The sequence below is a fragment of the Sulfurospirillum arcachonense DSM 9755 genome (assembly GCF_000597725.1).
Lineage (GTDB): Bacteria > Campylobacterota > Campylobacteria > Campylobacterales > Sulfurospirillaceae > Sulfurospirillum_A > Sulfurospirillum_A arcachonense.
Window position 1 is genome coordinate 105,619 of record NZ_JFBL01000006.1, and the last position, 26,925, is coordinate 132,543.

Below are 26,925 nucleotides of genomic sequence, written 5' to 3' on the forward strand. Positions count from 1 at the left end.
GATGAGTTATAAAACACAAATGAAAGTACCTGCTACATATATGCGTGGGGGGACTAGTAAGGGAACTTTTTTTAGAATTGAAGATTTGCCTAAAGAAGCGCAAATTCCTGGAGATGCTAGAGATAAATTACTTTTAAGAGTGGTTGGAAGTCCTGATCCTTATGGAAAGCAAATTGATGGTATGGGTGGTGCAACTTCAAGCACAAGTAAAACTGTTTTAATTGAAAAAAGTTCACAACCAAATCATGATGTAGATTACTATTTTGGTCAAGTTGCAATTGACAAAGCCTTTATGGATTGGAGTGGAAATTGTGGTAACTTATCTTCCGCAGTTGGTCCATTTGCAATAAAAAGTGGTTATGTTGACAATCTTGTCACAGACGGTATCCAATGCGTAAAAATCTGGCAAGCAAATATCCAAAAAACTATACTATGTTATGTTCCTATGAAAAATGGATGTATTCAAGAAATAGGCGATTATGAGATAGATGGTATAGCTTTTCCTGCTGCAGAGTTAAAATTAGAATTTGTTGCTCCAGTAGACCCAAGTGAAGCTCTGTTTCCAACTGGAAATTTAGTAGATGACTTAGAAGTTCCAGGAATTGGTACATTTAAAACAACCATGATTATGGCTGGAATTCCTACTATATTTTTAAATGCTGATGCGCTTGGATATAAAGGTACAGAGTTACAATCAGATATTAATTCTGATACTGAAGCTCTTAAAAAATTTGAAGCTATTCGTGCTTATGGAGCTATTAAAATGGGTCTCATTACAGATATTAATGAGGCTAAAACAAGGGCACATACTCCTAAAATTGCTTTTATTTCAAAAGCACAGAACTACACCACTTCAAGTGGTAAAAAAATCACGACAAATGACATAGATTTAAATGTAAGAGCTCTTTCTATGGGACAACTTCATCATGCTATGATGGGAACTGCTTCAGTCGCTATTGGTTGTGCTGCTTGTATCCCTGGAACTCTAGTAAATATTGCTAGCGGTGGTGGTGAAAAAGACACTGTTACTTTTGGTCATCCATCTGGAACTTTAAAAGTTGGTGCTGTTATTGGTAAAAACAATATAGTTGAAAAAGCTAGCATGAGTAGAAGTGCTAGAATCATTATGGATGGCGTAGTTCATGTTCCAAGCGAAACTATGAAATAATAGCACTCTTTACATGTAAAGAATATGCAAAAATTAGGCAATGACATTTGACTTATTATTACATGTAAGCCCAAAGGCTTACATGTAAAGAGATTTAAATAATTAAATCAGTATCAACTTGTAGTGTTACTGCATAATCAGTTCCATTTGAATTATACATAGAAGAGTATACTGTTACATCTCCATCAACTGTACCCGTTCCCCATTCAATATCTACAGTAACCTCTCCTTCTCCTGTTATTACTAATTCATTGTCTTCATCTGTTGCAGAAAATACATCTGAGATTTTAATATCATCTGATAAAGTAGCCCCCTTAAGCTCAACAATCTCAAGATTTTCAATATTTTCAAGATTAAGCATTGTAGCTCCAGAATCTAATATCAGTGTGTCTTCGCCAAATCCAAAGTCTACATGTGCACCTGATTCAATACGACCATTTGTATCACTTGAGTCATCTTCTCCGGTAAACTCAACAATATCATTTCCTGCTCCCATATCAACAGTTGCATGACCTTGAATATCATCACCTACTATCAATTGATCATTCCCTGCACCCATATCAACACTTGCATGACCTTCGATATCATCGCCAACTATCAATTGATCGTTACCTAAACCCATAACTACCTCAGTATCACCATCAAGATCATTGTTAACAACTGTTGTAATAGCACTATCATCTGCTACATCATTTGGTGTACCAATATTATATTGTTCTGTTGAAGTAACACTAGTAACAATACTACTTAAATCAATATCACTTTCACTACGTACTTCTATAGTATCATTTTGGCTTACTGTATAAACACCATCTACTGCCGTAGCTTCAACTCCATTTACATATAAAATAGCACTATCAGGCATATTTTCAATGCTAATATCTGAAAGTAGTTCATTACTATCTGTTAGTTGAGCACTTAAAGCTAAAGCATAAGTATAATAACCAGCCTCTGCAACACCATTTTCAACAGTTACATTTTTAATGTTGAATCCATATTTTCCACTACCACTTTTACAAGTAGCATAAATTGTAATATATTGAAATTCAACATCACCTATAGGATCAATTGTATATTCAAAAATTGAATCATTACTAGAGTATTTAGGTGTCACACCTGAAGCAACTAATTTATTATCAGAATTATATGCTTTCCAACCGATTACATCATCTAATGCATGTTTAAAACTAACCTCAGCAGAAGTTGTAGAAACACTCAAGTCAATCAATACGCCTTCACCTTCGTCAATTACCTTAGCTCCCTGATTTGTACTTTCATAAGATGGTCCAAAAAACCAGTATTTACTTGTAACTCCAATACCATTTCCACCATTTTCATATATCACTGCTTTGTTATCATTTAAAGCATCATTTTCTAAATATATGCCTTTATCTGGGCCATGTGCAATTCTATAATCTGCATCATCTATATCTTTATATGCATATATATTAAAATCAGATAAACCCAATTCATTCATAACTGCTTCAGTATAAACTCCCTCGCTTATACTTATACTTAATTCTGGAGCATCTGCTACTGGATCAACATTTATATTTGCTACAGCTGGTGTTGTATCTGTACTACCAGTATTATCAGTTGCAGTATAGTTAAATGATGTATCACCACTCCAATTTTCATTTGGAACAAATATCACTGTAGCATTATCAGCAGAAGCATCAACTGTATCTCCTGTATAAAGTTGCGTTGTGCCTAACCATAGAGTTCCATTAGCTGGTTCTGAACTAATAGTAAAAAAATCAATATATCCATCAACATCACTTCCACTTAACACAACTTCAATTCCAGTACTATCTTCAAGTCCAGTAGCGGATGTTCCAACAACTTCTGGAGCATCATTAGTTCCCTCAATCGTAATTGCAACATCTTGAGTGTCAGTTCCACCATGTCCATCGTCTACTTCTATAGTATATGTTTGTGTTAAAGTCTGACCTTCTGCCAAGTAATCAACATCAGCATCATTTACTTCAAAACTCCACTGTATTTCACCTACTGCAGAACCAGTTGCTGCTTCAGATATAATAGGAATAAATGTTCCCAAATATCCTGAAACATCAGAAGAAACTCTTATAGTATGGCTGTCAGACAAATCAACATCATCGAAAGTTAACGAACCTGTAGTTTTTAATATTGCTACATTTTCATATTCATCCCCATCTGGCAATTCTTTTACATATCCTTCTGTACTATCTCCAACAAGTTTAACAACCAAATCAACTCTATCGTTATCACCTAAGTCAAGATCTTCCATACTAATTGTAAAAGTTCCATCACCATTGTCAGTTACATCAAAGTGATCATTTCCACCAACATTAAATTCATTTATATCATAGTAAACATTTGCAGTTGAAGTAGATCCATTTACTTGTAGTACTGGGTAAGCTCCACTGTTATCAAATGCTAAACTCGTTATAGTTTCATAAACATTATGACCTTGTGCTATGATTGCAAAATGTACATCATCTATAGATGCATCAAGTTCAGCCATCAAGTCACCATTACTATGTCCACCTTTTGAGGATGCCACAACTACAACTGGATTTTCTGGTTCTCCATTTGAATTTAAAGTATAAGCTATAAGCGTATTATCAAAACCTGCACTTTCACTTGTAAAAAACACATCTGTTCCACTATCTGTTGTAATGACTGGTGCATCATTTGTTCCTGTAATAGTTAATGTAACTGTTTCTGGTTCAGAGATATTTGGTTCACCATTTAGCTGAGTTGTACTACTATCTACTGCATAATACTCAAATGTAACAACAGCCTCTTCTCCAAATGCTAAATTATTAAAATCTCCAACTACAGAATATGTTCCATCAGTATTTACAACTATATTTGTAATGCTCACCGGTACAGGTGAATCAACTTCATAATCAATACCAGAATTATCTCCTTCAACACCGAAGTACTCATGTGTATCATTTACATCATTATCTACTGCATCTGGAAGTGTGTTTTCAAAAGTATTTAAACCATTATGTTCTTCATAAACTATAGATTCCCCATTAGCGTTCACAGCAGTCACAACTGGCTGGTCATTAGTTCCTTCAATATGAACTGTTACTACTTTTGTTTCACTCTCTATTGATTCACCATTTGTACTATTTGATTCATCTGTGATTTTTACATAGAATGTAACATCTAATGACTCTCCTTCTCCAAGATCATTAAACTTATCACTTATTAGCGTAAAGTTCCCGTCTTCATCAAGATCAATATTGATATCAGATGCATTTATATTAAGATTTGACCCATTATAGATTTCATTTACTACTTGTAGATTTACACTTGCATTTAACTCATCATTATCTGCTGCATTAAATACACCATCATCTATACTTACATAATGTAAATTTGGTATGTCATTAGTATCATCATCTAAAAAATCTTGAGTTAAACTACCTGTTATTTCTCGTGCATCTTCACTATCACTTGGAACACCCATCGCTTCATAGTAATTATCTTGTGTTGTTGCAACACTTTGTATTACTGGTTGATCATTTGTCCCCATGATAGTAACAGTTATACTTTGAGGCTCACTATGCGTTAATTCATGTGGATTTTCTGAAGTATCATGTGCTTCACCTACATCATTATCTGACATATCATCTATATAATAATCAAACGTTACTGTTACACTTTCCCCATATGCTAAATTATCAAAAGTAGGGTTTTCAATACTAAAAGTTCCATTTTCATTTACATGTACTGTTGTTTGTATTGTATCGACTACATGGTCATATCTTCCTTCAGCAGGTTGTACGGTAAGAACCTCCGCTTCTCCTTGAAAATATTTCATTGTAGCAATGTCTAGTAAATCTTCATCCATCTCTCCAAACAATCTTCCCATTAGAGGATAAAAATCATGTGGACCTTCTTGTCCTCCAGCTAAAGTTCCTTCAAATCTAACGTCTTCATTATCCCCTATATCGATTAATGAACTTTCATTTAAAGTTGTTGTAAATGGCTGTGCCACTGGTTGATCATTTGTACCATCAATTGTTAGTGTGAGCGTTGCCCATTCACTTACTGAGTCTTCATTATATCCATCTGTTCCATTTTGACCTCTTGTATCATCAGCTCTGTAATCAAAAGAGATAGAAATACTATCATTTGCTCCTAGCAAATTAAATAGTAGACTTGAAACACTAAATTGTCCATCTTCTTGTACATCTATGTTTAAAAATCCACTCTCTAAAAGATAACCAATAAGCTCTGGTGATAAATCAACTGTACTCAAAGTTGCTGATTCCATAACCCCATCTGTAGGATTATTATCTTCATAACTGAAATCTATAAAACCTTCTGTCATATTTTCTATAAATTCCTCAACATTTTCTGGGCTAACATCATGTTCTGCTATCAAGTTTAAAATTATTGCATTTGATGTACTTAAAGAGAGGCTAAATGATTCTGGATTCCATTCAAATGTATGTAGTCCCATATCATTTACATCATCATCACTTACTAGAAGCTGTCCTGTATAACTATAATCTTCCATGCTAATCATATCTTGGTCAGTAAAATTATCATATTCTCCTTCAGATGGTGGCATAATATCGTCAAGAGATGCTTCTGTAACATTAATTTGCACATCTGAAACTACTGGTTGATCATTTGTTCCTAAAACAGTCATTGTTACAGTCATTGGTTCACTTATAGAAGGCTCATTTGGTAACTCTCCTTCACCAAATCCATGCATATCATCTGCAACAAATTGAAAAGTTATAGTGGCACTTTCTCCAACACCAAGAGCTCCAAAATCACCTTTTATTTCAAAATCACTAACCCTATCTTCTTGATCATTTGTAAATAGTGTTATGCTTTGTATATCAAGTGCTTCCGTATCAATATCAGTAGAGCTAACTTCCATTTGAATTTGACTATTTTCATTTGTCTCATCATTACCACTATCATAAGCAACTAATACTGTATTTTCTGCATCCATATCAATCAATCTAAAAATATGAGTATCACTTGCATCTAAATCATTTGCTAAAAGACTTCCTGAAAGTACATTTATATCTTCATCATTAGCTACTATATTATCTTCGCTTGTATCCACTTCATCTAAATCACTAGTTTCATAAATATCACCTGTTGTTTCTACAACACCTATAGAATCTTCACCAACAATTGTACCTCCAGATGTATGAACAACTTGTAAAGCTGGACTTACCGCTGTATCATCTTCATTCATAACACCAAAAACAATTTCATGATTTCCTGCATCTGCAAAAGTATGACTAAATACTCCATTGTTAATAGCTCCTGCATCAAAAGCACTTGCTAAAAGTTGTATCTCTTGACCATCAATTACTACAAAAGAAAAATCACTGTACTCATTTTGTCCTTCTTCTTCTGCATCATAAAATGTCCAATTAAAGTTTACTGTTTCTCCAGCTTCCACTAAAACTGTTAATTTTAATGCGGAACCATTTGTCGGATCTTCTGAAGGGTCTATTGCATCTTGTGCACCTACACTTCCTCCAATAAAATTATTTATTTCACTTAAATCTACACTATTTTCTACAGCTAATACTGAAAGTGTTGATGGTCCATCATTATCACCAGAACCTTCTTCATCTCCACCAACTACACTTAGTAACCATCCAGTATCTAAAAGTGTATCTGCTTCTGGTTGGTCATTAGTTCCATTAAGAGTTATTTCTAATGTTGCTGTATCTGTCAACTGTCCATCAGTTACAACGTATTCAAAAGTTTCTATAACGTTTTCACCATATGCTAAAGGATCATAGTTGCTTATATACTCATAATCACCAGTATCTACATTTACACTAAGCTCACCAAATTCTGTTGTTATAACTATAAATCCATCTCCATTAGTGTCACCTATACCATTTACAGAAAATACATCTAATCCACCTGGAGGATTTGGTAATCCATCATCAAAATCATTATCTAGTAAATTACCTGTATATAAAACATTTTCAAATGCTTCTGCAAAATCATCTGTTGCTTCAGGTGGTTGATTAGCACCAATATCATCACTTTGTATTGGTGGAGTGACTGGTCCATCTGTACCTAAATTATATGTACTTACATCCCCTCTTGCATCGCTTCTATCAGCTGTATATGCTTCTGTAAAACCACCTTCTCCTTGTGCACCACCATCTCCAGCTGCTGTTGCCTCATCTGGTAACTCTCCTCCAGCTAAAATGGCTTGTTGTGCAGCTTGAATATCTGGATCTGAAACTGTTTCGCTCGAAATGACTGATTGGTCTAAAAGAGCTCTTTCATCCCCACTAAGAATTAATTCTTTACCATTGTCAAAACTCAACTTAACGCTACTTGTACTACCAACAGTTGATACAACATCACCTTCATTAATAGAATCACCTACAACTAAAACTCTAGTAGTACCATCTGTTGATACTGCTTTAGCTACCCCTGATAACTCTTTTATTGTTCCGACCTTTGCCATAAGATATCCTTTATTTTTAATCATTACTGCCATAATATCAAGAGAATATCTTTATTTATATACAACTTTAGGAGTAGAAATAATAGTAAAAATTTAGATAAATCACGTTTTAGTCACGTATGAAATTTATGCGTTAATTAAAAGCTATATATGCGTTATTTGGAGGATTACTTCTTTAGTATAGTATAAAATAAAATTTCATACTATATTAATCTATTAATTAAAGATGAGAGCTAAAGATAATCTATCTGTTAAATTTAACTTTCTAAAAATTGAGCGTAAATGTACTTTAATAGTAGCCTCAGTAACATTACATTTTATTGCAATAATTTTATTACTATATCCTTTAGCTACAAGTTTTGAAATCTCTTTTTCTTTTGAAGTCAAAATTGCTAACTCTTTTTTCTCTTTAGATTCTTTTGCAAAGGAAACATCTTTAATAAGTTGTTGAATAAACTCTGGATATAACCATACACTATTATCATTTATGACATCTATTGCTTGAGTAAGATGTATCGACGAGAGTCTACTATTGGCATAACCTTTTATACCAAAAGGAAGTAACTCTTTACCTACTTTAAAAGAAGGACAATCATCCATATAAAGGATTTTTACACTAGAATAAGAGTCTAAAATAGAACGTATATAATCTTTGCTATTTATAAAAAAATTACTATCTAACAAAAGTGTAACATCAACGTTATTATCTAAACATTTAAGAAGCCCTTTTTCAGAATCAATTTGTATAAAATTTGCATATGTATTGATTAATGATTCTCTCCAATGTTCTAAAAGAGTTTTTGATTTTGTACAAAAGAGTATTGTTCTCATTATCTCTCCCTCAAAGCTCTATTTTTAGCTTTTAATATTGGTTTTAAAATATAATCCAAAACTGTCTTTTTTCCAGTAATAATATCTACACTAGTTACCATACCAACTTTGACATAAAGTTTTTCATCTTGATAATTTAAGTAATCTTTATTAGCCTTTACATGTACAAGATAAAAAGTATTATCTTCTTCATCTGTAATAGTATCTGCACTTATATGATTTACTTCTCCATCTAATCCACCATAAATTGAAAAATCATATGCTGTAAATTTTATAATAGCTTTTTGTCCTACATGTAAAAAAGCAATATCTGAAGGTTTAATCTTTGCTTCTATTATGAGATTATCTTTCATTGGAATTATCTCTACAATATCCATCCCTGGTTTAATAACCCCTCCTCTCGTATTTATAAACAATTGCTGTATTGTTCCAGCTACTGGAGAGCGAACAACTGTTCTATATACTCTATCACTTAAAGCTGTTATAGATTCTTTTATCCTAGAATATTCTGCTTTTACATCATTAAATTCTTTTTTTGCTTTATTTTGAAAAATTTGTTTTACTTCCGTATATTTTTTTCTTGCTTCATTAATTGTTGATTTTATTCTAGGTATTGAGAGAGTTACTGCTTCAAGATTACCTTCAATATCATTTTTTTCTCTTTTAAGTGTAATAAAGTCTATTTCAGGGACAACACCTCTTTTAACAAGAGGTTTTTTCATAGTGATTTCTTCTTCAATAAGATTTAAACTTCTTTGTAATTGAGCTTTTTTAGCATTGGCTTCAAGTAATTCGCTTTTTCTTTGATTTAACTGAGATGAAATGACATCTAAAGAGCTTTCTAACTGTTTCATGTCAGAGTAATATAAACTCTCTTCATCTTTTAAAAGAGCCATAAATCTTTTATCAGATTTTTCTGGAAGAATAAAATTTTTATTTTGTGCTTCAGCACTTAGTCTAACCATTTTGGCTTGTAATTCATTTATTTTTATTTGATTTTCTTCAAAAGAGCTTGAAAAACGAATATCTTGTAATTTAAGTAAAGGCTGATCAACTTTTACAATATCACCTTCTTTCACAAAAACTTTTGAAACTATACCACCCTCAAGATTTTGAACAACTTGTGTTTTATGTGTTGGTATAACTTTACCATTACCTCTTGCTAATTCATCTATTTGTGCATTATTAGCCCAAAGCAATAACCAAGCAATTGAAAGTATAATGACCCAGAGTATTAACCTTGAGCCAATTGTAGATTTTTCTAAAACTGCAGAACTTAGAGATTTCATATACTCTAAATCAGTCTGTTTATAATATTTTACTTTTTGTATATCTTTTAAAGGCACTGCTTTAAACTTTTTATTACTTTTCAACATTTTCTTCTCTTGGCATTTTTTTAGGTGCATTTAACTTTTGTAACACTTCATCTCTTTTACCATCAACAATAAGTTTTCCATTATCTAAAATAATCAATCTATCAACAAGTTCTAAAATTGAATTTTTATGAGTAATAAGTATTGTCGTTTTGCCAACAATATTTTTTGCTAAATTGACTCGTATTTTAGATTCCATTACGTTATCAACTGAATTTGTGGGCTCATCTAAAAGCATTATAGGAGCATCAAGTAAAAATGCTCTTGCTATCGCTATACCCTGCTTTTGACCACCACTAAGACCATCTCCACGCTCACCTACGGGCATGTCATAACCTTTTGGGTGCAATTTTACAAAATCATCAACTCCCGCTAACTTTGAAGCAACTAACATCTGTTTATCATTTATATATGGAGCTTTATAGATAATATTGTTTTTTACACTTCCTCTAAAAAGATTTACTTCTTGAGGAACATATCCAATATTTTTTCTTAAATCTGCTGGGTCAATTTGATTTATGTCTATTCCATCTATTAGTATTGTTCCACTCTCTGGTTTATACAAACCAAGGATAAGCTTTTCAAGGGTTGTTTTTCCAGAACCAATTTTTCCAGCAATACCAACTCGTTCTCCTGCAAAAACTTTAAAAGAAACATTATCAAGTGCTTTTTTATCTTCATCTGGATATGAAAAAGAAACATTTTGAAACTCAATAAATCCATTAAATTTCACTCTATGTACAAACTCTTTTCCTTCAGGCCTATCCACAGGCATTTTCATAATATCACTCAAATTTTTATATGCTGTTTTTGTATGTTCATAATTTGCAACCAAAGATGCGACTTGACCAAGTGGTGAGATTGCACGAGATGAGAGTATAACTGTAGCGATAAGTCCACCCATAGTAAGCTCCATCTCTTGAATAAGATATACACCATATACTATTACTGCAACTGTATTTAATTGAATAAAAAGAGCAGTCATCGTTGAAACAGAATTCGATAAAATTCTAGTAGTCAAACCTTTATTTGCTATTTCTCCTGAAGCTTCTTCCCATTGATACTGAGCATTTCCACTAGCACCCATAGTTTTTATTGTTTCTATATTATTTAAAGACTCTATAAGTACAGAATTTTTATGAGCTGCTGCTTCATAAGAGCTTTCAATACTTTTATGAAGTGGTCCTTTTATAAAAAGTGTATAAATCAAAATTGCCAACATAATAGAAATAGGTGCCCAAACAATAGAACCGGCTATAAGATGAATTACAAATAAAAATATTAATACAAAAGGAAGGTCAATAAGAGTTGCAACAGTAGTAGAAGTAAAAAATCCTCTAATACTTTCAAATTCTTTCAGATTATTTGCAAAAGAACCAACTGATTTTGGACGTACTGCCATATTTAAACCCATTACTTTTTCAAAGATAATAGAGGACATAATTATATCACTCTTTTTACCCGCAACTTCTAAAAAATAAGCCCTAATAAATTTTAAAACTGTATCAAGACCATAAACAACAACAACACCAATAGCCAGTACCCAAAGTGTTTCTATCGCATTATTTGGAACAACTCTATCATATACATTCATTACAAAAAGAGGACTTGCTAAAACAAAAATATTGATAACTAATGAAGCGAAAACAACATCTGTGTATATCTTTTTTGATTTCCATAAAGTTCCCCAAAACCAATGTGTTTTATTGTTATTTAAAACAAAATCTTCTTTTTCGTCGTTTCTATACTCTTTTTTTATATAAAAAGCATATCCTAAATACTCTTCATTCAGTTCATCTATATTAACCCATATTTCAGCTTCTTCATAATCAGGTAAAATTATCTTTGCATATTTTTTCTCCATATCAAACTCATCAAGAATACATGCTTTATTATCTTTTAGTATTAAAATACAAGGAAGAACTAAAGAAGAAATTTCTTTTAAATCTCTTTGAACTAATTTTGAAGAAAATCCAGCTCTTTTTGCAGCTCTTGAAAAACCTGATTTAGGTTTATCTAATGAAAACAACTCTGGAGAAGCTTCTCCTTTTGCAGTAGGGAGTCCATCTATAAGGGACTCCGCTGTAAAAGGTTGATTATTTAACCTTGTAATTATTACAAGACATTGCAATAATGGATCAACATAAAAATTATCTTTCATTTTTATAATTGTTCTTCTTCTGTTTGGGGTAACTCATCTACTACATCTGATTGTGAATTACTTTCTTCTCCTAAACCAACTTGATTTGCGAAGCTTTTATCGATATATGATGTAAGAGTGCCTATGCTCTCTATAATTCTATATTGAGCAAGAATATAATCATATTTTGCTACAACTAATTCTCTATCTGCAGAATACAATTCTTCTTCTGTATCTAAAATATCCAATAAAGTTCTTCTACCTAAATCAAACTCTTCGACATATGAGGTGAGTGTTTTTTGACTTAAATCTTTATGCGTTATAAGATAACTCATTTGCTTTTCTAATGAAGTATAAGCTACCCAAGATAATCTTATACTCTCTTCTACCCTTCTTTTTAAATCATCAAAAACTTTCATTTCTTGATGAAGTTCACTAATACTTTTTTGTTTACTTGAAGTATCTGCATTTCCGTTAAATAAGTTGTATCTAAACCTTAACATAATTGAAGAAGAATCATCATCTCCCTCAACACCACCAACATCTCTATTCCAATCTTGTCTAGCTTCTAAATCTAATTGTGGATAAAAAGCTTTTTTAGTAATATTAAAATTACTTCTAGCAACTTTTATATTTGCTCTTTGAACCTTTAAAGATGGATTGAGTTTATTTGCTTCTGCAATAGCTTGATCTTTTGAAGTAGGAAGTGTTTTAACAGCCATAGGTTCATCTAAATCATCAGGATGAACGAAAGATCCATATACTTTTATAAAATTACTTACTGCATCTTCATAATTATTCATTTGCACAATGTAATTTGACTCAGCTAATGCCATACGACTTGAACTTTGTTCTAACTCAGAATTTGCTCCAACACCTGAATCTATTCTCTCTTTAATTTTAGAATTTATTTTTTTATGTGTTTCAACATTTGCTTCAGCAAAACTCAATAACTCTTTTTGCTTAAATAATTCAGTATAAGCCTCAACCATAGATAATGATAGTTGATTTGCTTTCTCAATTGTACTGTAAGCAGCAGAATTGACCCTATAATTTTGCTTTTCTACATTTTTTTGTGTACCAAAACCTTCAAAAATATTTTGAGTTAATACAATAGCAGCTTCTTGCCTATCCAACGTTTTATTTTCATAACCTGTATTATTGTTTTTTGTTCTTTCCTTACCTATTCCAGCTACTAAATCTAACTTTGGATAATAACCAGATTCTGCAATACTAACATCTTGTTTAACTGAACGAAAATAATTAATTCTCTCTTGTACTAATGGATTAGTATTTAATACATTCTTAACAGTCTCATCAAGAGTTACCGCAACGCCAACTAAAGGTAATGCAACAATAGATGCTACCAACATAAGTTTTGTTTTCATAATAAACCCCTTAAAAGTTATATGATTGCTTGCTTCAAATATTCACAAGATCATGATTTATTATACAAATACAAAACCACGTTTTGCTCACGTAATATTAAAATGTTATAATTTAATTATTATAAATTATTCTGAAAGTAAAATTTTGAAATCATTTAATACTGATTATAACCAAGAAATTAGAAGTGTTATAAAAACAAGAAGAAAAAAAGTTCTTTTAGCAATGTATATATTATGTATGATACTTTTTTTTACTTTAATTTTAAAAGATATGTATATAGGAAATTACATGTATACTTTTCCTAAAGTAATTGGCATCTTTTTTATTTTTATCTCATTTTTTACTTTATACAAAAAAATGAGATATAACTATGCTTCTTATGCTATCTTATTCATTGTAGGTATTACTACCATTTTAACTATTTTTATCAATCAATTTCATGATTTTACACCAGTTTTTATAATTCCATTTTCAATAAGTACATTTTTTTTATTTAGTTGGAAAAAGGGTATATTTATTAACTTAGTATTTTTTATAACATTTTCTTTTATTATCATATTTAACGAAAATCACTTTAACTATACCGATTTAATGAGATATGAAGCTTCTTTAGTAAATTTCATCATTATTATTTTGGTTATTTTTATATTTACATATATTTATGAAATAACAAGAGTTGAATCCTATAAAATGCTTTTATCTTCTAATACTAAAAAAGATTTACTTTATAATGAAATCCATCACCGTGTAAAAAATAATTTAAATATTGTATCTTCTATGCTAGCAATGCAAGCGCAACAAGAAAATAAACAAGTACAAAAAATCCTTTCTACTAGTAAAGCTAGAATTGACTCGATGGCTCTAGTTCATTCTATGTTGTATGTAAGCCATGATTTAGAAAAAGTTAATGCAAAAGAATTTATTGAAAAATTAACCCTAAATTTAATTAACTCTTCAACAACTAATATTCAAATTGAACATAAAATAAAAAATATAGCATTACCTTTAAATGAAATTATGCCTATTGGTCTTATTATAAATGAATTACTAACAAATAGTATTAAATATGCTTTTATAAATCAACCTGATCCGAAAATTTTGATAGTTTTAAAAATCGTCGGGAAAAAAGTTCTGTTAATTTATCATGATAATGGATTAGGGATTAATAATGAAAAAGAAAACCTAGGTCTAAAATTGGTCAAATTAAATGTAAAACAATTAAAAGGTTCATTAGAAACTAAACAAAATGGTGGACTTATGTATAAAATCAAATTTACAAAAACTATAAAAACAAAGGAACTATATGTACAAAATTTTGATAGTTGAAGATGAATTAATACCAGCAGAATATCTTAAAAGTATTTTAGAAACTAGAGGTTGGGAAGTAGTTGCTATAGTAGATAACTGTAAAGATACAATAAAAAGTGTAAAAAAATATAAACCAAATTTGATTTTGATGGATATAATGATAAATGGTTCCAAAAGTGGATGTGAGACAGCAATAGAAATTAGAAAGACTAGTAATTGTGCCATTATATTTACCACCTCTTATGCGAATGAGGAGATGATTAGTTATGCTATGGAAATACAGGCTGAAGGCTATATGATTAAGCCCTATAACGAAAAAGAAATTATAGCTACAATATCCCTACTAAGTGCTAAACAAAATGGAAATAACAATCATTTTAAAATTACAAGATTAATTGGAGGGTTTTCTTATATACATGAGTCCAATTTATTATATAAAGATGCACAAATAGTAAAACTCGGTCCAAAAGCTATTAAGCTTATCCAAATTTTATGCTCCCATAGAGATAAATTTGTCTCTTATAAAAAACTCTACGAATATATATGGGAAGGAGAAATCAACTTAAAAAAACTTCAAATGGTTGTATATCGTATTAGAGAAGTTTGTGAAGTTGACTTTTTAGAAAATATCAATGGAGTAGGTTATCAGATTAAGATAGACCACTCCTTTCATGATTAAATAATTTCTCTTTGACCTTTAGAGTTTTGAGCAGATAATATACCCATGGTTTCTAACTGTTCTACTATACGTGAAGCCCTATTATAACCTATTTGCAACCTTCTTTGAATGTAACTAATGGAACATTTTTTCTCATTTTGAACAATAGCTTTTGCTTCTTCAAAAAGCTCATCTATATCTCCACTCATAGTACTATCACTTGAAGTTGATACATCAGAATCACTCTGTTTTAAAAAACTTTCATCATAAGAGACTGGTCTTTGTTTTTTAAGATATTCTACTATCTCTTCTATTTCATCTTCACTTGCAAAAGGAGCATGAAGTCTAATAAGCCCTGAACTTGAAGGTGGAGTAAAAAGCATATCACCTCGTCCTAAAAGAGAATCTGCTCCCGTCGCATCAAGAATAACTTTACTATCTATTTTAGAACCAACTTTATAACTTATGCGACTTGGAAGATTGGCTTTAATAAGCCCTGTTACAACATCTACTGAAGGACGTTGCGTAGCAACTATAAGATGTATACCACTCGCTCTTGCCATCTGAGCAAGACGTGCAATGTAAAATTCAACTTCTTTTCCACTATTCATCATCAAATCAGCTAACTCGTCTATAATAACAACAATATAAGGAAAAGGATCAAGCCCAAGTTTTTTTGCTTTTTCATTATAATTTTCAATATTTTTTGTTTTTGATTGACTCATAATTTGATAACGTCTTTCCATCTCTGAAACCATATTTGCTAAAGCAATTATCGCTTGTTTTGGTTTTGTAATCACTGGAGTTAATAGATGAGGAATATCATTGTATATAGAAAACTCTAGCATCTTAGGATCAATCATAAGAAGTTTCAAAGTATCTGGAGAGTTTCTATAAAGTAGTGAAAGTAACATAGAGTTAATACCTACACTTTTTCCACTTCCTGTAGTTCCCGCAATTAAAAGATGTGGCAATTTTTTTAAATCTGTTATAAATGGATTTCCTACAATATCTTTACCAAGTGCAATAGTAAGAGGAGATGATGCTTTGATAAAAATATCACTCTCTAAAACTTCTTTTAAATATATAGTTTCAATTTTAGCATTTGGAACTTCGATTCCAACAACATCCTTCCCCGGAACTGGAGCTTGAATACGAATTGTTTTTGCTTTTAAAGCCATCGCTAAATCATCTTGTAAGGTCAATATTTTAGAAACTTTTACATGTGGTGCTGGTTTAAACTCAAATGTTGTAACAACAGGACCAGAGTATGTTCTTACAACATCACCATCAATTTTAAATCTTTTTAATTTTTCTAATAAATCAGATATTTTTCTATCTATTTCACTTTCATTTATATTCTTACTTTTTTTAGGAGGTGATGTCAGCATTTTTAGTGGTGGCAATCTATAATCTTTTGGTGCAGCGTGTTCACCCTTTTCAATCTCATCTAAAAGTTTTTTATTCTCTTCAACTTCACTAATTATTTCAACGTGATGATGTTCTTCTTTATTTTCTATTTTTACTTCTACATCTTCACTTATAACATTTTCTTTTTTTACTAATTTAACACTATCAGCATAATCTTCTGGATTGATATCATCTTGTGTTATCTCTTTCTCAACTATCTCTTTTTCTTCTTCATAACTATTTACATACTTGTTGTCATCTTCAGTTTCTTCTTTAACTTCATCTTCAAAATCACTTTTATTCCCTTTTTTAGGTAATTTATGATTTACAAATGAAAGCATATCATCTGCTGTTGTATTTAAAATAATACTAAAAGAAAGACTCGCAATAGCTATAATAAAAAGCCATACACCTAATATTCCTATGAAAGATTGCAATATTTCAACTATTGAAAAACCTAAATAGCCTTGTAATGGAGACTTTACAACAACAGCTTGAAACATTAAAAAAGAAAACATCAAAAGAGTCATTGATAAAATAATCTCTATTTTTCTTGCATTAAAATTACTATCTCTATAAAAAAACAGTGCAGGAAGTATCAATAAAAAAGGATAAATATAAGAAATATAACCAAACCAAGTTTGATTCCAATGACCTAAAATAGAACCAAAGCTTCCTACAAAACTAGCTTCAGGAAGAAGTGTCGCTACTCCAAAAAAAAGTAAAAAAGCAATAGATATAATAAATAATGTCTCTTTTAAAATAGTAAATCCTTTACATGTAATGGCGCGATTATATCAAATGTTTACATGTAGTTCAATAAAGACATAGAATTTATTTTTGTAACAGTCGATAACATAGCTTGATATGAATTAGCTAGTTGTTGAAATTTCATATAAGCTTCCCCAACATCTGTATCAATTACTTCTGAACGAATAGTTTGAACATTGACACTCAATAGTGTTGAGCGTTCATTAGCATATGTCAGTGCATTTGAATAGGAACCTATTTTCGTATGTTCATTAGTAACGTGTTCCATTAAATGATCTATTTTTAATAAAGAATTTTGCATACCAATATTTCTAGGATCACCACTCTCACTATCCATTCTAAAAGTTCCACTTCTTACTGCTTCAATCATTTCATCTAAATCTTTAAAAAAATCAATTGTTGGCTCTTCTATGCTAATCATATCATTTGCCATAAAACTAAGAGAAGATGAAGTTGTAGCATTATCTGAATTGTCATCATACATACTAAATTCTATAGGAGATTCAGAATTAAATTTATCATATATTTCTAATCTACCCTTATAATCCAAATTAACTTCAACTGCACCTGAAGCAGAGCTTATTGCACTCTCATAATCAGCTGGTGTATTAGTTGCAGCTGGTATGTTATTAGACGTTATCAGAGATACTACATCTGTTAATTGTTTGTATGTTACATCATCTGCCATTGTTCTGTTACCATCTGCATCATACACATTATAATAAGTAGCCCCACCATCTAACGTAAATCTAGCTCCAGTTAATGGATCATTGGTTAATTCTATCTCTGCACTAAAAGCATTTCCTTGGTTATCAACTCCATTTAACTCAAATGTAGTCTCATCACCAGCCACAGAGATATCATCAAAAGTTTTTATTCCCGCAACGTCTATAAGTTTAGTATTTGAAGTGGCATATTCATTTGTACTTTTTACTACTTGAGAAATATTACTTGTAAGTTTATTACCATCTTTTGTAAATCCACGTCTTTCGTAATTCATAGTATCTGGAACAGAAAACCCTCCCACTGCTGCAGGATTAGAAGCTGCATCTCTTGCAATTAAAGTTGCAGTTAAGTTGCCTGTTGCATCATCTACAATAATTTGCCCATTTTCTAATCTAGCTGAACCCGCTACTAGTGGTGGAACTTGTGTAGCTTCAATAGTACTTAATAAATCTTGAACTGTACCAGTTACTAGAATTATTGTACCATTTACATTAACATCAACTACCCCAGCAGGCATAAAACTATTTAAAGTGTCAGTGGCAACTACATCACTTCCATCAGTATTTTTAAGAGGATACCCTACACGAAATAACCCAGGATTATAAGTATCTTCTCTTTGCACAATTGTATTTGCAGAATTTGTAGTTGTAAAATTACTTTTTGAAAACTCTATAATATCAACATTAGGATCAGCAAGTAAATCATCAATATCTCCAGCAGCACCTACATCTGCATTACCTGCAGTACCAGCTGCAGCATCCCTATCAACTGCACCAAATATATTCATTTCTAAAAGTGAATTTCCATCTTTTAAATCTTTTATTTCTATTTGCCCATGAGCATTTAATGAAACATCAACAACAGTATTAGTAGTTGTGTTACCATACTCTTGTCCTATTTTTTCTAATAAATCACTTACTTTAGAAGTAGAAGATACTTCTATTTGTGATGAAAATGTTGTTCCATCAGATTTTCTTCCGGAAACATAAAACACACTATTGGGATCATTCGTACTATCTGTATCAGTATCTCCCACCATATCTCTTATAGTGTCATTTTCAGTTAAATATTCTTCTAATGAAACATCACCGTTTCCAAGCATCTCATTTGGATGAAGTTTTGATTGATTTAACATTTTAACATTAGTAGAAAGAGTTTTATTATAATCACCATCAGCACCAAGAAAAAGATCTTGACCACTTATATTATATGGTAGTGTCACTCCTGAACTAATCAAAGCTTCTACAGATCCATCATTTCCATTATAATTTCCATTGATATCTATTGGTTTAGTATCAACTGCTGATCCTGAAAATAAATACTGACCATTAATAGATGTATTTGATAAATTCATTAAATCACCTTTTAATGCTTGTAGTTCATTAGCAATAGCATTTAAACTAGAAGTTGACTGACCTCCATTAGAAGCTTGTATTAATTTATTTTTAAATTGTGTTAATGATTCTGTAAATTCATTTAAAGTTTGATCAGTGTTTTTTGCATAAGATTGAGCTTTTGAACTACTTTCTTTCGTTTGTTCTAAAGTAGCTACTTCATAGTTTAAACGCATAGTATCAACATACACACTACTATCTTCAAAACTATTTTGAATCTTTTTTCCACTCATCTGTTGATTAACTTTATATAACTCTTGCTGATTTTTTTGATAGTCATTAATAGAATTTGTATAAAAAAGTGAATTAGATATTCTCATAGTGTACCTCATTGTTAATTTCTGTAGTTTCTTAGCTATTAAATAGCAAGCAAATACGGTTCCATATGACAAAAAATCGACTTTTTGACAAATTTCTTTAATTTATACATAAATAATATTGTTTTTTATAAAAAAAAAGTGTACAATGACCGCAACACAATACTTTTAAAGGATTTCGTAATGAAAAAAGCAGACTTCATCCAAGCGGTAGCTGAAAAGGCAGGTCTTTCAAAGAAAGATTCTCAAAAAGCCGTAGATGCAGCATTAGAGACAATTAATGATGCTCTAGTAGCGGGCAAAAGCGTAAGTTTTATAGGTTTTGGTACATTTTCAACAGCTCCAAGAGCAGCAAGAAAAGCTAGAGTACCTGGTACTGATAGAGTAGTTGATGTTCCTGCTACTACAGCAGTTAAATTTAAAGTGGGCAAAAAATTAAAAGAAGCTGTAGCTAAATCTTAATTTCCAAATATAATTTATAAAGCTTAAAGGTAAGGTAACTTATCTTTAAGCTTTTTTTTTGTACTATTCCTTCTCAATTTTATTGTGCCCAAGTGGTGAAACTGGTAAACACGTTGGATTCAAAATCCAATGACTTCACGGTCTTGTCGGTTCGAGTCCGACCTTGGGTACCACCAAAACTTCCGTTTATAAATGCTTTAAAACATTTATTTTATAGTGTCATCAAAATATCAAAAAACTAAACAATCTCTTGAAACTTTTTCTGTAAAAATTAATATAATACAACATGTAAAGGTTATTAAAAAATATCTTCTATAGGTGAAAAATGTTGTCCTATATGATTTTGATCAAAAAATCTCACTATGCCTCTGTGTTCATTAAGATTTCCATGAAGTAAAACAATATCACCTTTTTGTATGGTTTTATTGGTTATATTTAACCAATTGTTTGTACTTAGCGGTAAAAGATTGAATTTATTTAAAAGTTTATCTATCAGTTCTTTACTACTTACAAGTCCTGGAAATCTAAAAAATGGTGTTGGAATTTGTTTATTAACAAGTAAAAGCTTTTCTGTTTTTATAACTTCATTTTCAAAATTTTCAGGATTTCTTCTCATAAAATTTGTCGCCAAATCTTTTGAATTTTTATCATAAAAATGAGAAAAAGAGTGATTTATCCAACGGATATCTAAACCACTTGTTTTTAACTCATCAAAATCTTTTTGATGCTCTAGCATCCATTTGCCTGTAATTGCGATATTAGCTGTCGATTTTGCATTTTTAATAAATTCAAACAACACTTTTTCATAACCACTTTTTTCTGATGGACACATATCAATTGTAAGAAAAATTTTATCATTCTTTGGCTCTTTTATTCCAAAATAATGTAATGCATGAGGCAATGTTAATAATTGTGATTTGAGTATGGAAAAGTTTGTAACTATATTTTCTTCATGCTTAGGCAAGGTTTTAACAATATGCGTAGTAAATTTATCTTTATTTAAAATGAGAAAATAATTATCTCCCCCTTGTTTCCAAGAACGTATTGCTTTAAATGGGACCTGAGCAATTATAAAATCTTTATCTATTATTGTATAATTTTTTAATTTAGTAGTGTCTGTTTCAAAACTCCAAAGAGTTATTGATATAAATAAAAAAAGAAATATAAACCTCACATACATTCCTTAAACGAAAAGTCAAATTAAATTATATCTTAAAATAAATAATATACCTCATCATGTTACCTCTGAAAACTTATTATTTTTATAATTAAGAATATTAAGCGTACTATTATATGACAGTATATATAATAAAACAAGAGTATATTACTCCTTTTAGGTTTTCTTTTGTAAAGGAGACATTATGAAGAAGACAGATTTTACAACACTCAATGAACTTTTTTTGCATATTTGCACTAATTACTCCAATGCAAATTTTTTAAACTACTTATATCAAGGAAATTGGAGGTCTTTTTCAACTCAAGAGTTTTACCAAAACACTCTAGATTTAGCGTATGGTTTTAAAGAATTAGGAATTACAAAAGATACAAAAATAGCTATTATGGCAGAATCAAGCCCTTGGTGGGTAATGGTAAACTTTGCAGCTAATCTAGTCGGAGCTATAAGCGTTCCTATCTTTTTTAATATTTCCAATGAACATTTAGAGTTTGAGTTAAAAGACTCTGAAGTAGAGTTTATGTTTTTAGGTACGTTTGATAAACTAGACATTATTGAAAAACATCCAATAAAACAAATTATTACTCTAAACTGTGCACTCAATAATAAAAATAAGATATGCATAGAGTCTATACTCGATTTAGGTAAAAAAGCTGTAAAAGAACCTTTACATGTAAGCTTACCAGATGAGCTTTGTAGTATTATATATACAAGTGGCAATACAGGAACTCCAAAAGGTGTTATGCTCAGTCATACTAACATTGTAGCCCAGATAAAAGACACAAGTACTTTATATGATTTGGATGAAAAAGAAGATGTTGCTCTTAGTTTTTTACCTTTAGCTCATATCTTTGAGAGAATGGTTATGACTTTTTATCTCTCACAAGGTATTAGTGTCTATTTTGCAGACGATGTTAAAAATGTAAGTAACCTCTTAAAAGAGATTCATCCAACAGTAATGACAGTAGTACCAAGGTTATTGGAAAAAGTTTATACTAAAATACATCAAAAAGTTGAAGATACTAAAGGCCTTTCAGGTCTTATAGCTAGATTTGCATATGAGCATGCAAGAGGAAAACCCCCTGAGTTTGGAAAGATGTGGTTTGAGCCTCTTCTACACTCCCTTGTTTATAAAAAGTTTCTTGATGCCTTTGGTGGAGAGTTACGTATGCTTATAAGTGGTGGTTCTTCTTTAGATAAAGAGATATACAAGTTTTTTATCAATATAGGATTAAATGTATATGAAGGATATGGTCTTACCGAATTTTCTCCTGTTATTACAGCAAACTCTCCTAAAAAAAGCAAATGGGGAACGTGTGGTCCTACCTTTCCAAGTGTAGAGGTAAAACTAACACCTGATGGAGAACTTCTCGCACGAGGACCTAGTGTTATGAAAGGTTATCTTCACCGCGATGAATTAACTAAACAAACCATAGATAATGAAGGTTGGTTACATACTGGCGACTTAGCAACTATAGATGATGAAGGCTTTATCTCTATTAGCGGTAGAAAAAAAGAGTTATATAAAACTTCAACAGGAAACTATGTCTCTCCAATACCAATAGAGCAGGAACTTTCAAAATACAAACTTATTGATTTTGCAGTAGCCATTGCAGAAGATAAGCCCTATACTGTTGCCCTTTTCTTTCCAGATTTTGAAATGGTTGCAGTATATAAAAAAAATTATAACCTCAATTCAGATTTAACTATAGATATGTTTTTTAAACTTCCAAGAGTGAAAAAAGAGTTAGATAGGCTTATAAAAAGAACCAATAAAAAACTAGATAAATGGCAAAGAGTTGTAGATTATAGAGTAATAGACACTACACTTAGTATAGAAGGTGGGGAATTAACTCCATCTATGAAAATAAGAAGAAATCAAATAAACAGTAATTTCAAGAAAGAAATAGACTCCATGTATAACAAGGATATATTATGAGAAAAGAGAGAATTGCAATCATAGATGGATTAAGAAGTCCTATAGCAAAAGCCAATGAAAAGTTTAAAAATATGCAAGTTGATACATTGGCTTCTATTGTTATACGTGAGTTGGTTTTAAAAAGTGGACTTTCTCATGATGAATTTGATGAAGTAATAGTAGGTAATGTAGCCCAACCCCCTCATGCTTCAAATGTAGCAAAAGTTATAGCTGCAAGAAGTGGTTTTAGTAAATCAACTCCAGCAATGACAGTCAATAGAAACTGTGCTTCAGGTATGGAGGCTATCACATCATCTGCTTTGAGACTATGGCAAGATGAAGGTGAGATTTATCTAGCTTGTGGGGCTGAGTCTATGAGTAATATCCCATTTTTTTATAACCAAGGATACAAAGAGTTTTTATTTGGTCTTATGAGTAGTAAAACACTTATACAAAAAATCTCTATACTCAAAGAGTTTAAACCCTCTTTTTTAAAACCTGTGATTGGTTTGGTATCTGGTCTTACTGATCCTATTAGTGGGATGATTATGGGAAAAACTGCTGAGATTTTGGCAAAAGACTTTCATATATCAAGAGAAGAACAAGATGCCTTTTCACTACTGAGTCATCAAAAGGCAAAAAAAGCAAGGGAAAATGGAATTTTTACAGATGAAATACTCCCAATCATTTATGATGATAAAAAAGGATTGATGCTTGATTATGATGATGGAGTAAGAGATACACTCACTATCGAATCACTTAAAAAACTCAAACCATTTTTTGATAGAAGAAGTGGGACTATTACTGTGGGGAATTCCTCTCAAGTCAGTGATGGTGCAAGTGCTTGTATTCTTATGAAAGAGTCAACTGCTAAGAAGAGAGAATTAAAACCAATCGGTTATCTCAAAGATTTTTCTTATGTTGGACTTGAAGCACAAAGGATGGGATTGGGTCCTATCTTTGCTACTCAAAAACTTTTGAAAAAGAGAAGAATGAAACTCAGTGATTTTGATTTAATCGAGATAAATGAAGCATTTGCAGCACAAGTGATAGCAAATATTAAAGCTTTTGCTTCTAAAGAGTTTTGTGCAAAACATTTTAATATGCGAAATGCAATGGGTGAAATCGATATGGATAAACTCAATGTCAATGGTGGTGCAGTTGCTATGGGACATCCTGTAGGTATGAGTGGAAACCGTCTTGTTGTACATATACTAAAAGAGTTAAAAAGAAGAAATCTACAAAAAGGATTGGCCACATTGTGTATAGGTGGTGGTCAAGGTGCTGCACTCATTTTGGAGGTAGAGTAATGAAAAATTTTACATTAAACCTAATAGAAAACAAAACAGCTGAACTTATCTTTGATATGCAAAAAGAAAAAGTCAATAAACTCTCTACTCAAGCTCTTAGTGAACTTGATACTTTTTTAGATGAAATCATAGAGAGTGACTTAGAAACTATCATCATAAAAAGTGCAAAACAAGGTATTTTTATAGCTGGTGCTGATATAAAAGAGATTGAATCTATGAGTGATGAACTCTCTGTAAAAAATATGCTAAATCATGGGAATGAGATTTTTAATAAGCTCTCAACCCTCAAACAAACAACCATAGCATTAATAGAGGGTGCTTGTATGGGTGGTGGGCTAGAACTTGCTCTGAGTTGTGATTTTAGGGTAGCTATTGATGGTTCTAAAACAAAACTTGCCCTTCCTGAGGTAAAACTTGGAGTCATGCCAGGACTTGGAGGGACACAAAGGCTACCTAAACTCGTAGGCTTGCAAAATGCACTTGGTATGATACTCGCTGGAAGTGTAATTGACACTAGAAAAGCAGATAGAATAGGACTTGTAGATAAAGTTATCCCTAAAGGTTATGAAGAGTTTCAAATTCCCGAATTTTTACAAAGCATATCTACTCCAAGTGGAAAACAAAAAATAGTTGAAAAAAGAAAAAGTAAAAATTTTTTAGAACAAATCCCTTTTGTAAGAGATTACATGTATAAAAAAGCACATGAATCTTTGATACAAAAAACGAAAGGTTTCTACCCTGCCCCACTAAGGGCTTTAGAAACCATAAAGAAAACGTGGGATTTAAGCATATATGACGGTCTTAAAATAGAGACAGAAGAGTTTTCTAAACTCGCCCTTAGTGAAGTTTCGAAAAACATGATAAACCTCTTTTTTATTAGTGAAGCAACCAAATCAAAAAAATTTGATGCTGTTGCAAAAGAGATCCAAAGCACTGCTGTAATAGGTGGTGGAGTGATGGGAAAAGGTATTATTTGGCTTTTTAGTAATGCTGGAAAATCAGTAAGAGTAAAACTAAGAAAAATAGAACAGATGGGAGATATAATCAAATCTGTAAAAAGCATATACACATTTTTAATCAAAAGAAAAAAGACAACTTCACATGATGTTGATTTTAAAATAAGCTCTATCACTTATACTGACAAATATGACGGATTGCAAAATGTTGATTTAGCACTTGAAGCAGTCCTAGAAGATGAGGCTGTCAAAAATGAAGTCTATGCAAACTTAGAAAAAAATATGAAAAAAGATGCCATTATAGCTACTAATACTTCTTCTATTAGTATAAATCAACTCAATAATTCTCTTACATGTAAAGAAAATTTTGTAGGTCTTCACTTCTTTAATCCAGTGGATAGAATGCCTTTGGTTGAGATTATACCTTCTAAACACACGTCACAAGAAACACTCGCTACTGTATATAAGTTTATGCTAAGCAGTGGTAAAACACCTGTTATTGTAGATGACTGTGCTGGTTTTTTGGTAAATCGTATTTTAATTCCTTATGTCAATGAAGCCCTTTTTATAGCTGGTGAAGGTGTAAACATAGAAACAATAGATAAAGCCTTAAGCAATTTTGGTATGCCAATGGGACCTATTGAGCTTGTAGATACAGTAGGGATTGATGTAGGATACAAAGTCTTGCAAATCCTTCAAAATGCATATGGGCAGAGAATGACCCCTGCTCCTTTAATTGAGCCAGTGTATACAAAACTCCAACTTTTAGGTAAAAAAAGTGGTAGTGGTTTTTACATGTACAAAGGAAAAGAAAAAACAATCAATACTCAAGTAAATACTTATATACAAAACCAAACTTTATTGAGCGAAGATGAAATCGTGAAAAGATGTATTTACATGATGATCAATGAAGCGGCACGTTGTTTGGAAGAAGAGATAGTTAAAAGCTCTGAAGAGCTTGATTTGGCAATGATAATGGGAACAGGTTTCCCTCCTTTTAGAGGTGGTCTTCTAAAATATGCTGATTCGATTGGTACAAAAAAGATTTATGAAGAGTTAGAAAATTTACAAAACAGTTATGGCTCACGTTTTGAGCCTGCACCGCTTATAAAAAAACTAGCGGTAAGTAATAAAAAATTTTATTAAAGGATAGA

15 protein-coding genes and 1 tRNA gene are annotated in these 26,925 nt (G+C 31.3%); 8 read left to right on the forward strand and 8 right to left on the reverse strand.

Annotation, left to right across the window (positions count from 1 at the left end; translation table 11 throughout):
• The first annotated feature begins 1 nt into the window (after nt 1).
• A complete protein-coding gene (gene prpF, locus K354_RS0106460; RefSeq protein ID WP_024954687.1) occupies nt 2-1,168 on the forward strand; it encodes a 2-methylaconitate cis-trans isomerase PrpF in 1,167 nt (388 codons plus the stop codon).
• Nucleotides 1,169-1,262: 94 nt separating this feature from the next.
• On the opposite strand, the gene K354_RS0106465 is transcribed toward prpF, so the two are convergent.
• The 5 genes from K354_RS0106465 to K354_RS0106485 form a co-directional block, all read right to left on the reverse strand.
• Complete coding sequence (locus K354_RS0106465; RefSeq protein WP_024954688.1) at nt 1,263-7,634, reverse strand: retention module-containing protein; 6,372 nt, start codon at nt 7,632-7,634, stop codon at nt 1,263-1,265.
• Between the two features lie 216 nt (nt 7,635-7,850).
• Nucleotides 7,851-8,465, reverse strand: coding sequence for a response regulator transcription factor (locus tag K354_RS14045; protein WP_024954689.1), 615 nt, complete (start codon nt 8,463-8,465; stop codon nt 7,851-7,853).
• Nucleotides 8,465-9,841 carry an HlyD family type I secretion periplasmic adaptor subunit gene (locus tag K354_RS0106475; protein ID WP_024954690.1) on the reverse strand — a complete coding sequence of 459 codons (1,377 nt, stop codon included), beginning with the start codon at nt 9,839-9,841 and terminating at the stop codon, nt 8,465-8,467. Before K354_RS0106475 ends, K354_RS14045 begins: the two co-directional genes overlap by 1 nt.
• Nucleotides 9,828-11,999 carry a type I secretion system permease/ATPase gene (locus K354_RS0106480; protein ID WP_024954691.1) on the reverse strand — a complete coding sequence of 724 codons (2,172 nt, stop codon included), beginning with the start codon at nt 11,997-11,999 and terminating at the stop codon, nt 9,828-9,830. Before K354_RS0106480 ends, K354_RS0106475 begins: the two co-directional genes overlap by 14 nt.
• Before the next feature lie 2 nt (nt 12,000-12,001).
• On the reverse strand, nt 12,002-13,366 hold the full coding sequence (locus tag K354_RS0106485; protein ID WP_024954692.1) for a TolC family outer membrane protein: 1,365 nt from the start codon (nt 13,364-13,366) through the stop codon (nt 12,002-12,004).
• A gap of 145 nt (nt 13,367-13,511) precedes the next feature.
• Here K354_RS0106485 and K354_RS0106490 point away from each other — a divergent pair, with 145 nt between their 5' ends.
• A complete protein-coding gene (locus K354_RS0106490) occupies nt 13,512-14,693 on the forward strand; it encodes a sensor histidine kinase (RefSeq protein WP_169733423.1) in 1,182 nt (393 codons plus the stop codon).
• Nucleotides 14,671-15,354: a response regulator gene (locus tag K354_RS14660; RefSeq protein ID WP_024954694.1), complete on the forward strand. Its 684-nt coding sequence runs from the start codon at nt 14,671-14,673 to the stop codon at nt 15,352-15,354. Before K354_RS0106490 ends, K354_RS14660 begins: the two co-directional genes overlap by 23 nt.
• Here K354_RS14660 and K354_RS0106500 read toward each other — a convergent pair.
• Together K354_RS0106500 and flgL are read right to left on the reverse strand one after the other, a co-directional pair.
• Nucleotides 15,351-17,477: an FtsK/SpoIIIE family DNA translocase gene (locus tag K354_RS0106500; protein WP_037940372.1), complete on the reverse strand. Its 2,127-nt coding sequence runs from the start codon at nt 17,475-17,477 to the stop codon at nt 15,351-15,353. The genes K354_RS14660 and K354_RS0106500 overlap by 4 nt on opposite strands.
• A 71-nt stretch (nt 17,478-17,548) precedes the next feature.
• Entirely contained in the window at nt 17,549-19,954 is a 2,406-nt protein-coding gene (flgL, locus tag K354_RS0106505) for a flagellar hook-associated protein FlgL (RefSeq protein ID WP_024954696.1), read from the reverse strand.
• 180 nt (nt 19,955-20,134) lie between these two features.
• Here flgL and K354_RS0106510 point away from each other — a divergent pair, with 180 nt between their 5' ends.
• Together K354_RS0106510 and K354_RS0106515 are read left to right on the forward strand one after the other, a co-directional pair.
• Entirely contained in the window at nt 20,135-20,413 is a 279-nt protein-coding gene (locus K354_RS0106510) for an HU family DNA-binding protein (protein ID WP_024954697.1), read from the forward strand.
• An 86-nt stretch (nt 20,414-20,499) separates the two neighbouring features.
• A tRNA-Leu gene (locus K354_RS0106515) sits at nt 20,500-20,586 on the forward strand.
• Between the two features lie 125 nt (nt 20,587-20,711).
• On the opposite strand, the gene K354_RS14665 is transcribed toward K354_RS0106515, so the two are convergent.
• Nucleotides 20,712-21,587 carry a polysaccharide deacetylase family protein gene (locus tag K354_RS14665; RefSeq protein WP_024954698.1) on the reverse strand — a complete coding sequence of 292 codons (876 nt, stop codon included), beginning with the start codon at nt 21,585-21,587 and terminating at the stop codon, nt 20,712-20,714.
• Nucleotides 21,588-21,774: 187 nt separating this feature from the next.
• On the opposite strand from K354_RS14665, the gene K354_RS0106525 reads away from it, so the two are divergent.
• The 3 genes from K354_RS0106525 to K354_RS0106535 are packed head-to-tail and all read left to right on the forward strand — an operon-like array spanning nt 21,775 to nt 26,917.
• Nucleotides 21,775-23,526: an AMP-dependent synthetase/ligase gene (locus K354_RS0106525; RefSeq protein ID WP_024954699.1), complete on the forward strand. Its 1,752-nt coding sequence runs from the start codon at nt 21,775-21,777 to the stop codon at nt 23,524-23,526.
• Nucleotides 23,523-24,815 carry a thiolase family protein gene (locus K354_RS0106530; protein ID WP_024954700.1) on the forward strand — a complete coding sequence of 431 codons (1,293 nt, stop codon included), beginning with the start codon at nt 23,523-23,525 and terminating at the stop codon, nt 24,813-24,815. Before K354_RS0106525 ends, K354_RS0106530 begins: the two co-directional genes overlap by 4 nt.
• The gene (locus tag K354_RS0106535) at nt 24,815-26,917 is read left to right on the forward strand and encodes a 3-hydroxyacyl-CoA dehydrogenase NAD-binding domain-containing protein (RefSeq protein ID WP_024954701.1); all 2,103 of its coding nucleotides are present in this window, start codon (nt 24,815-24,817) and stop codon (nt 26,915-26,917) included. Before K354_RS0106530 ends, K354_RS0106535 begins: the two co-directional genes overlap by 1 nt.
• Nucleotides 26,918-26,925: the final 8 nt, after the last annotated feature.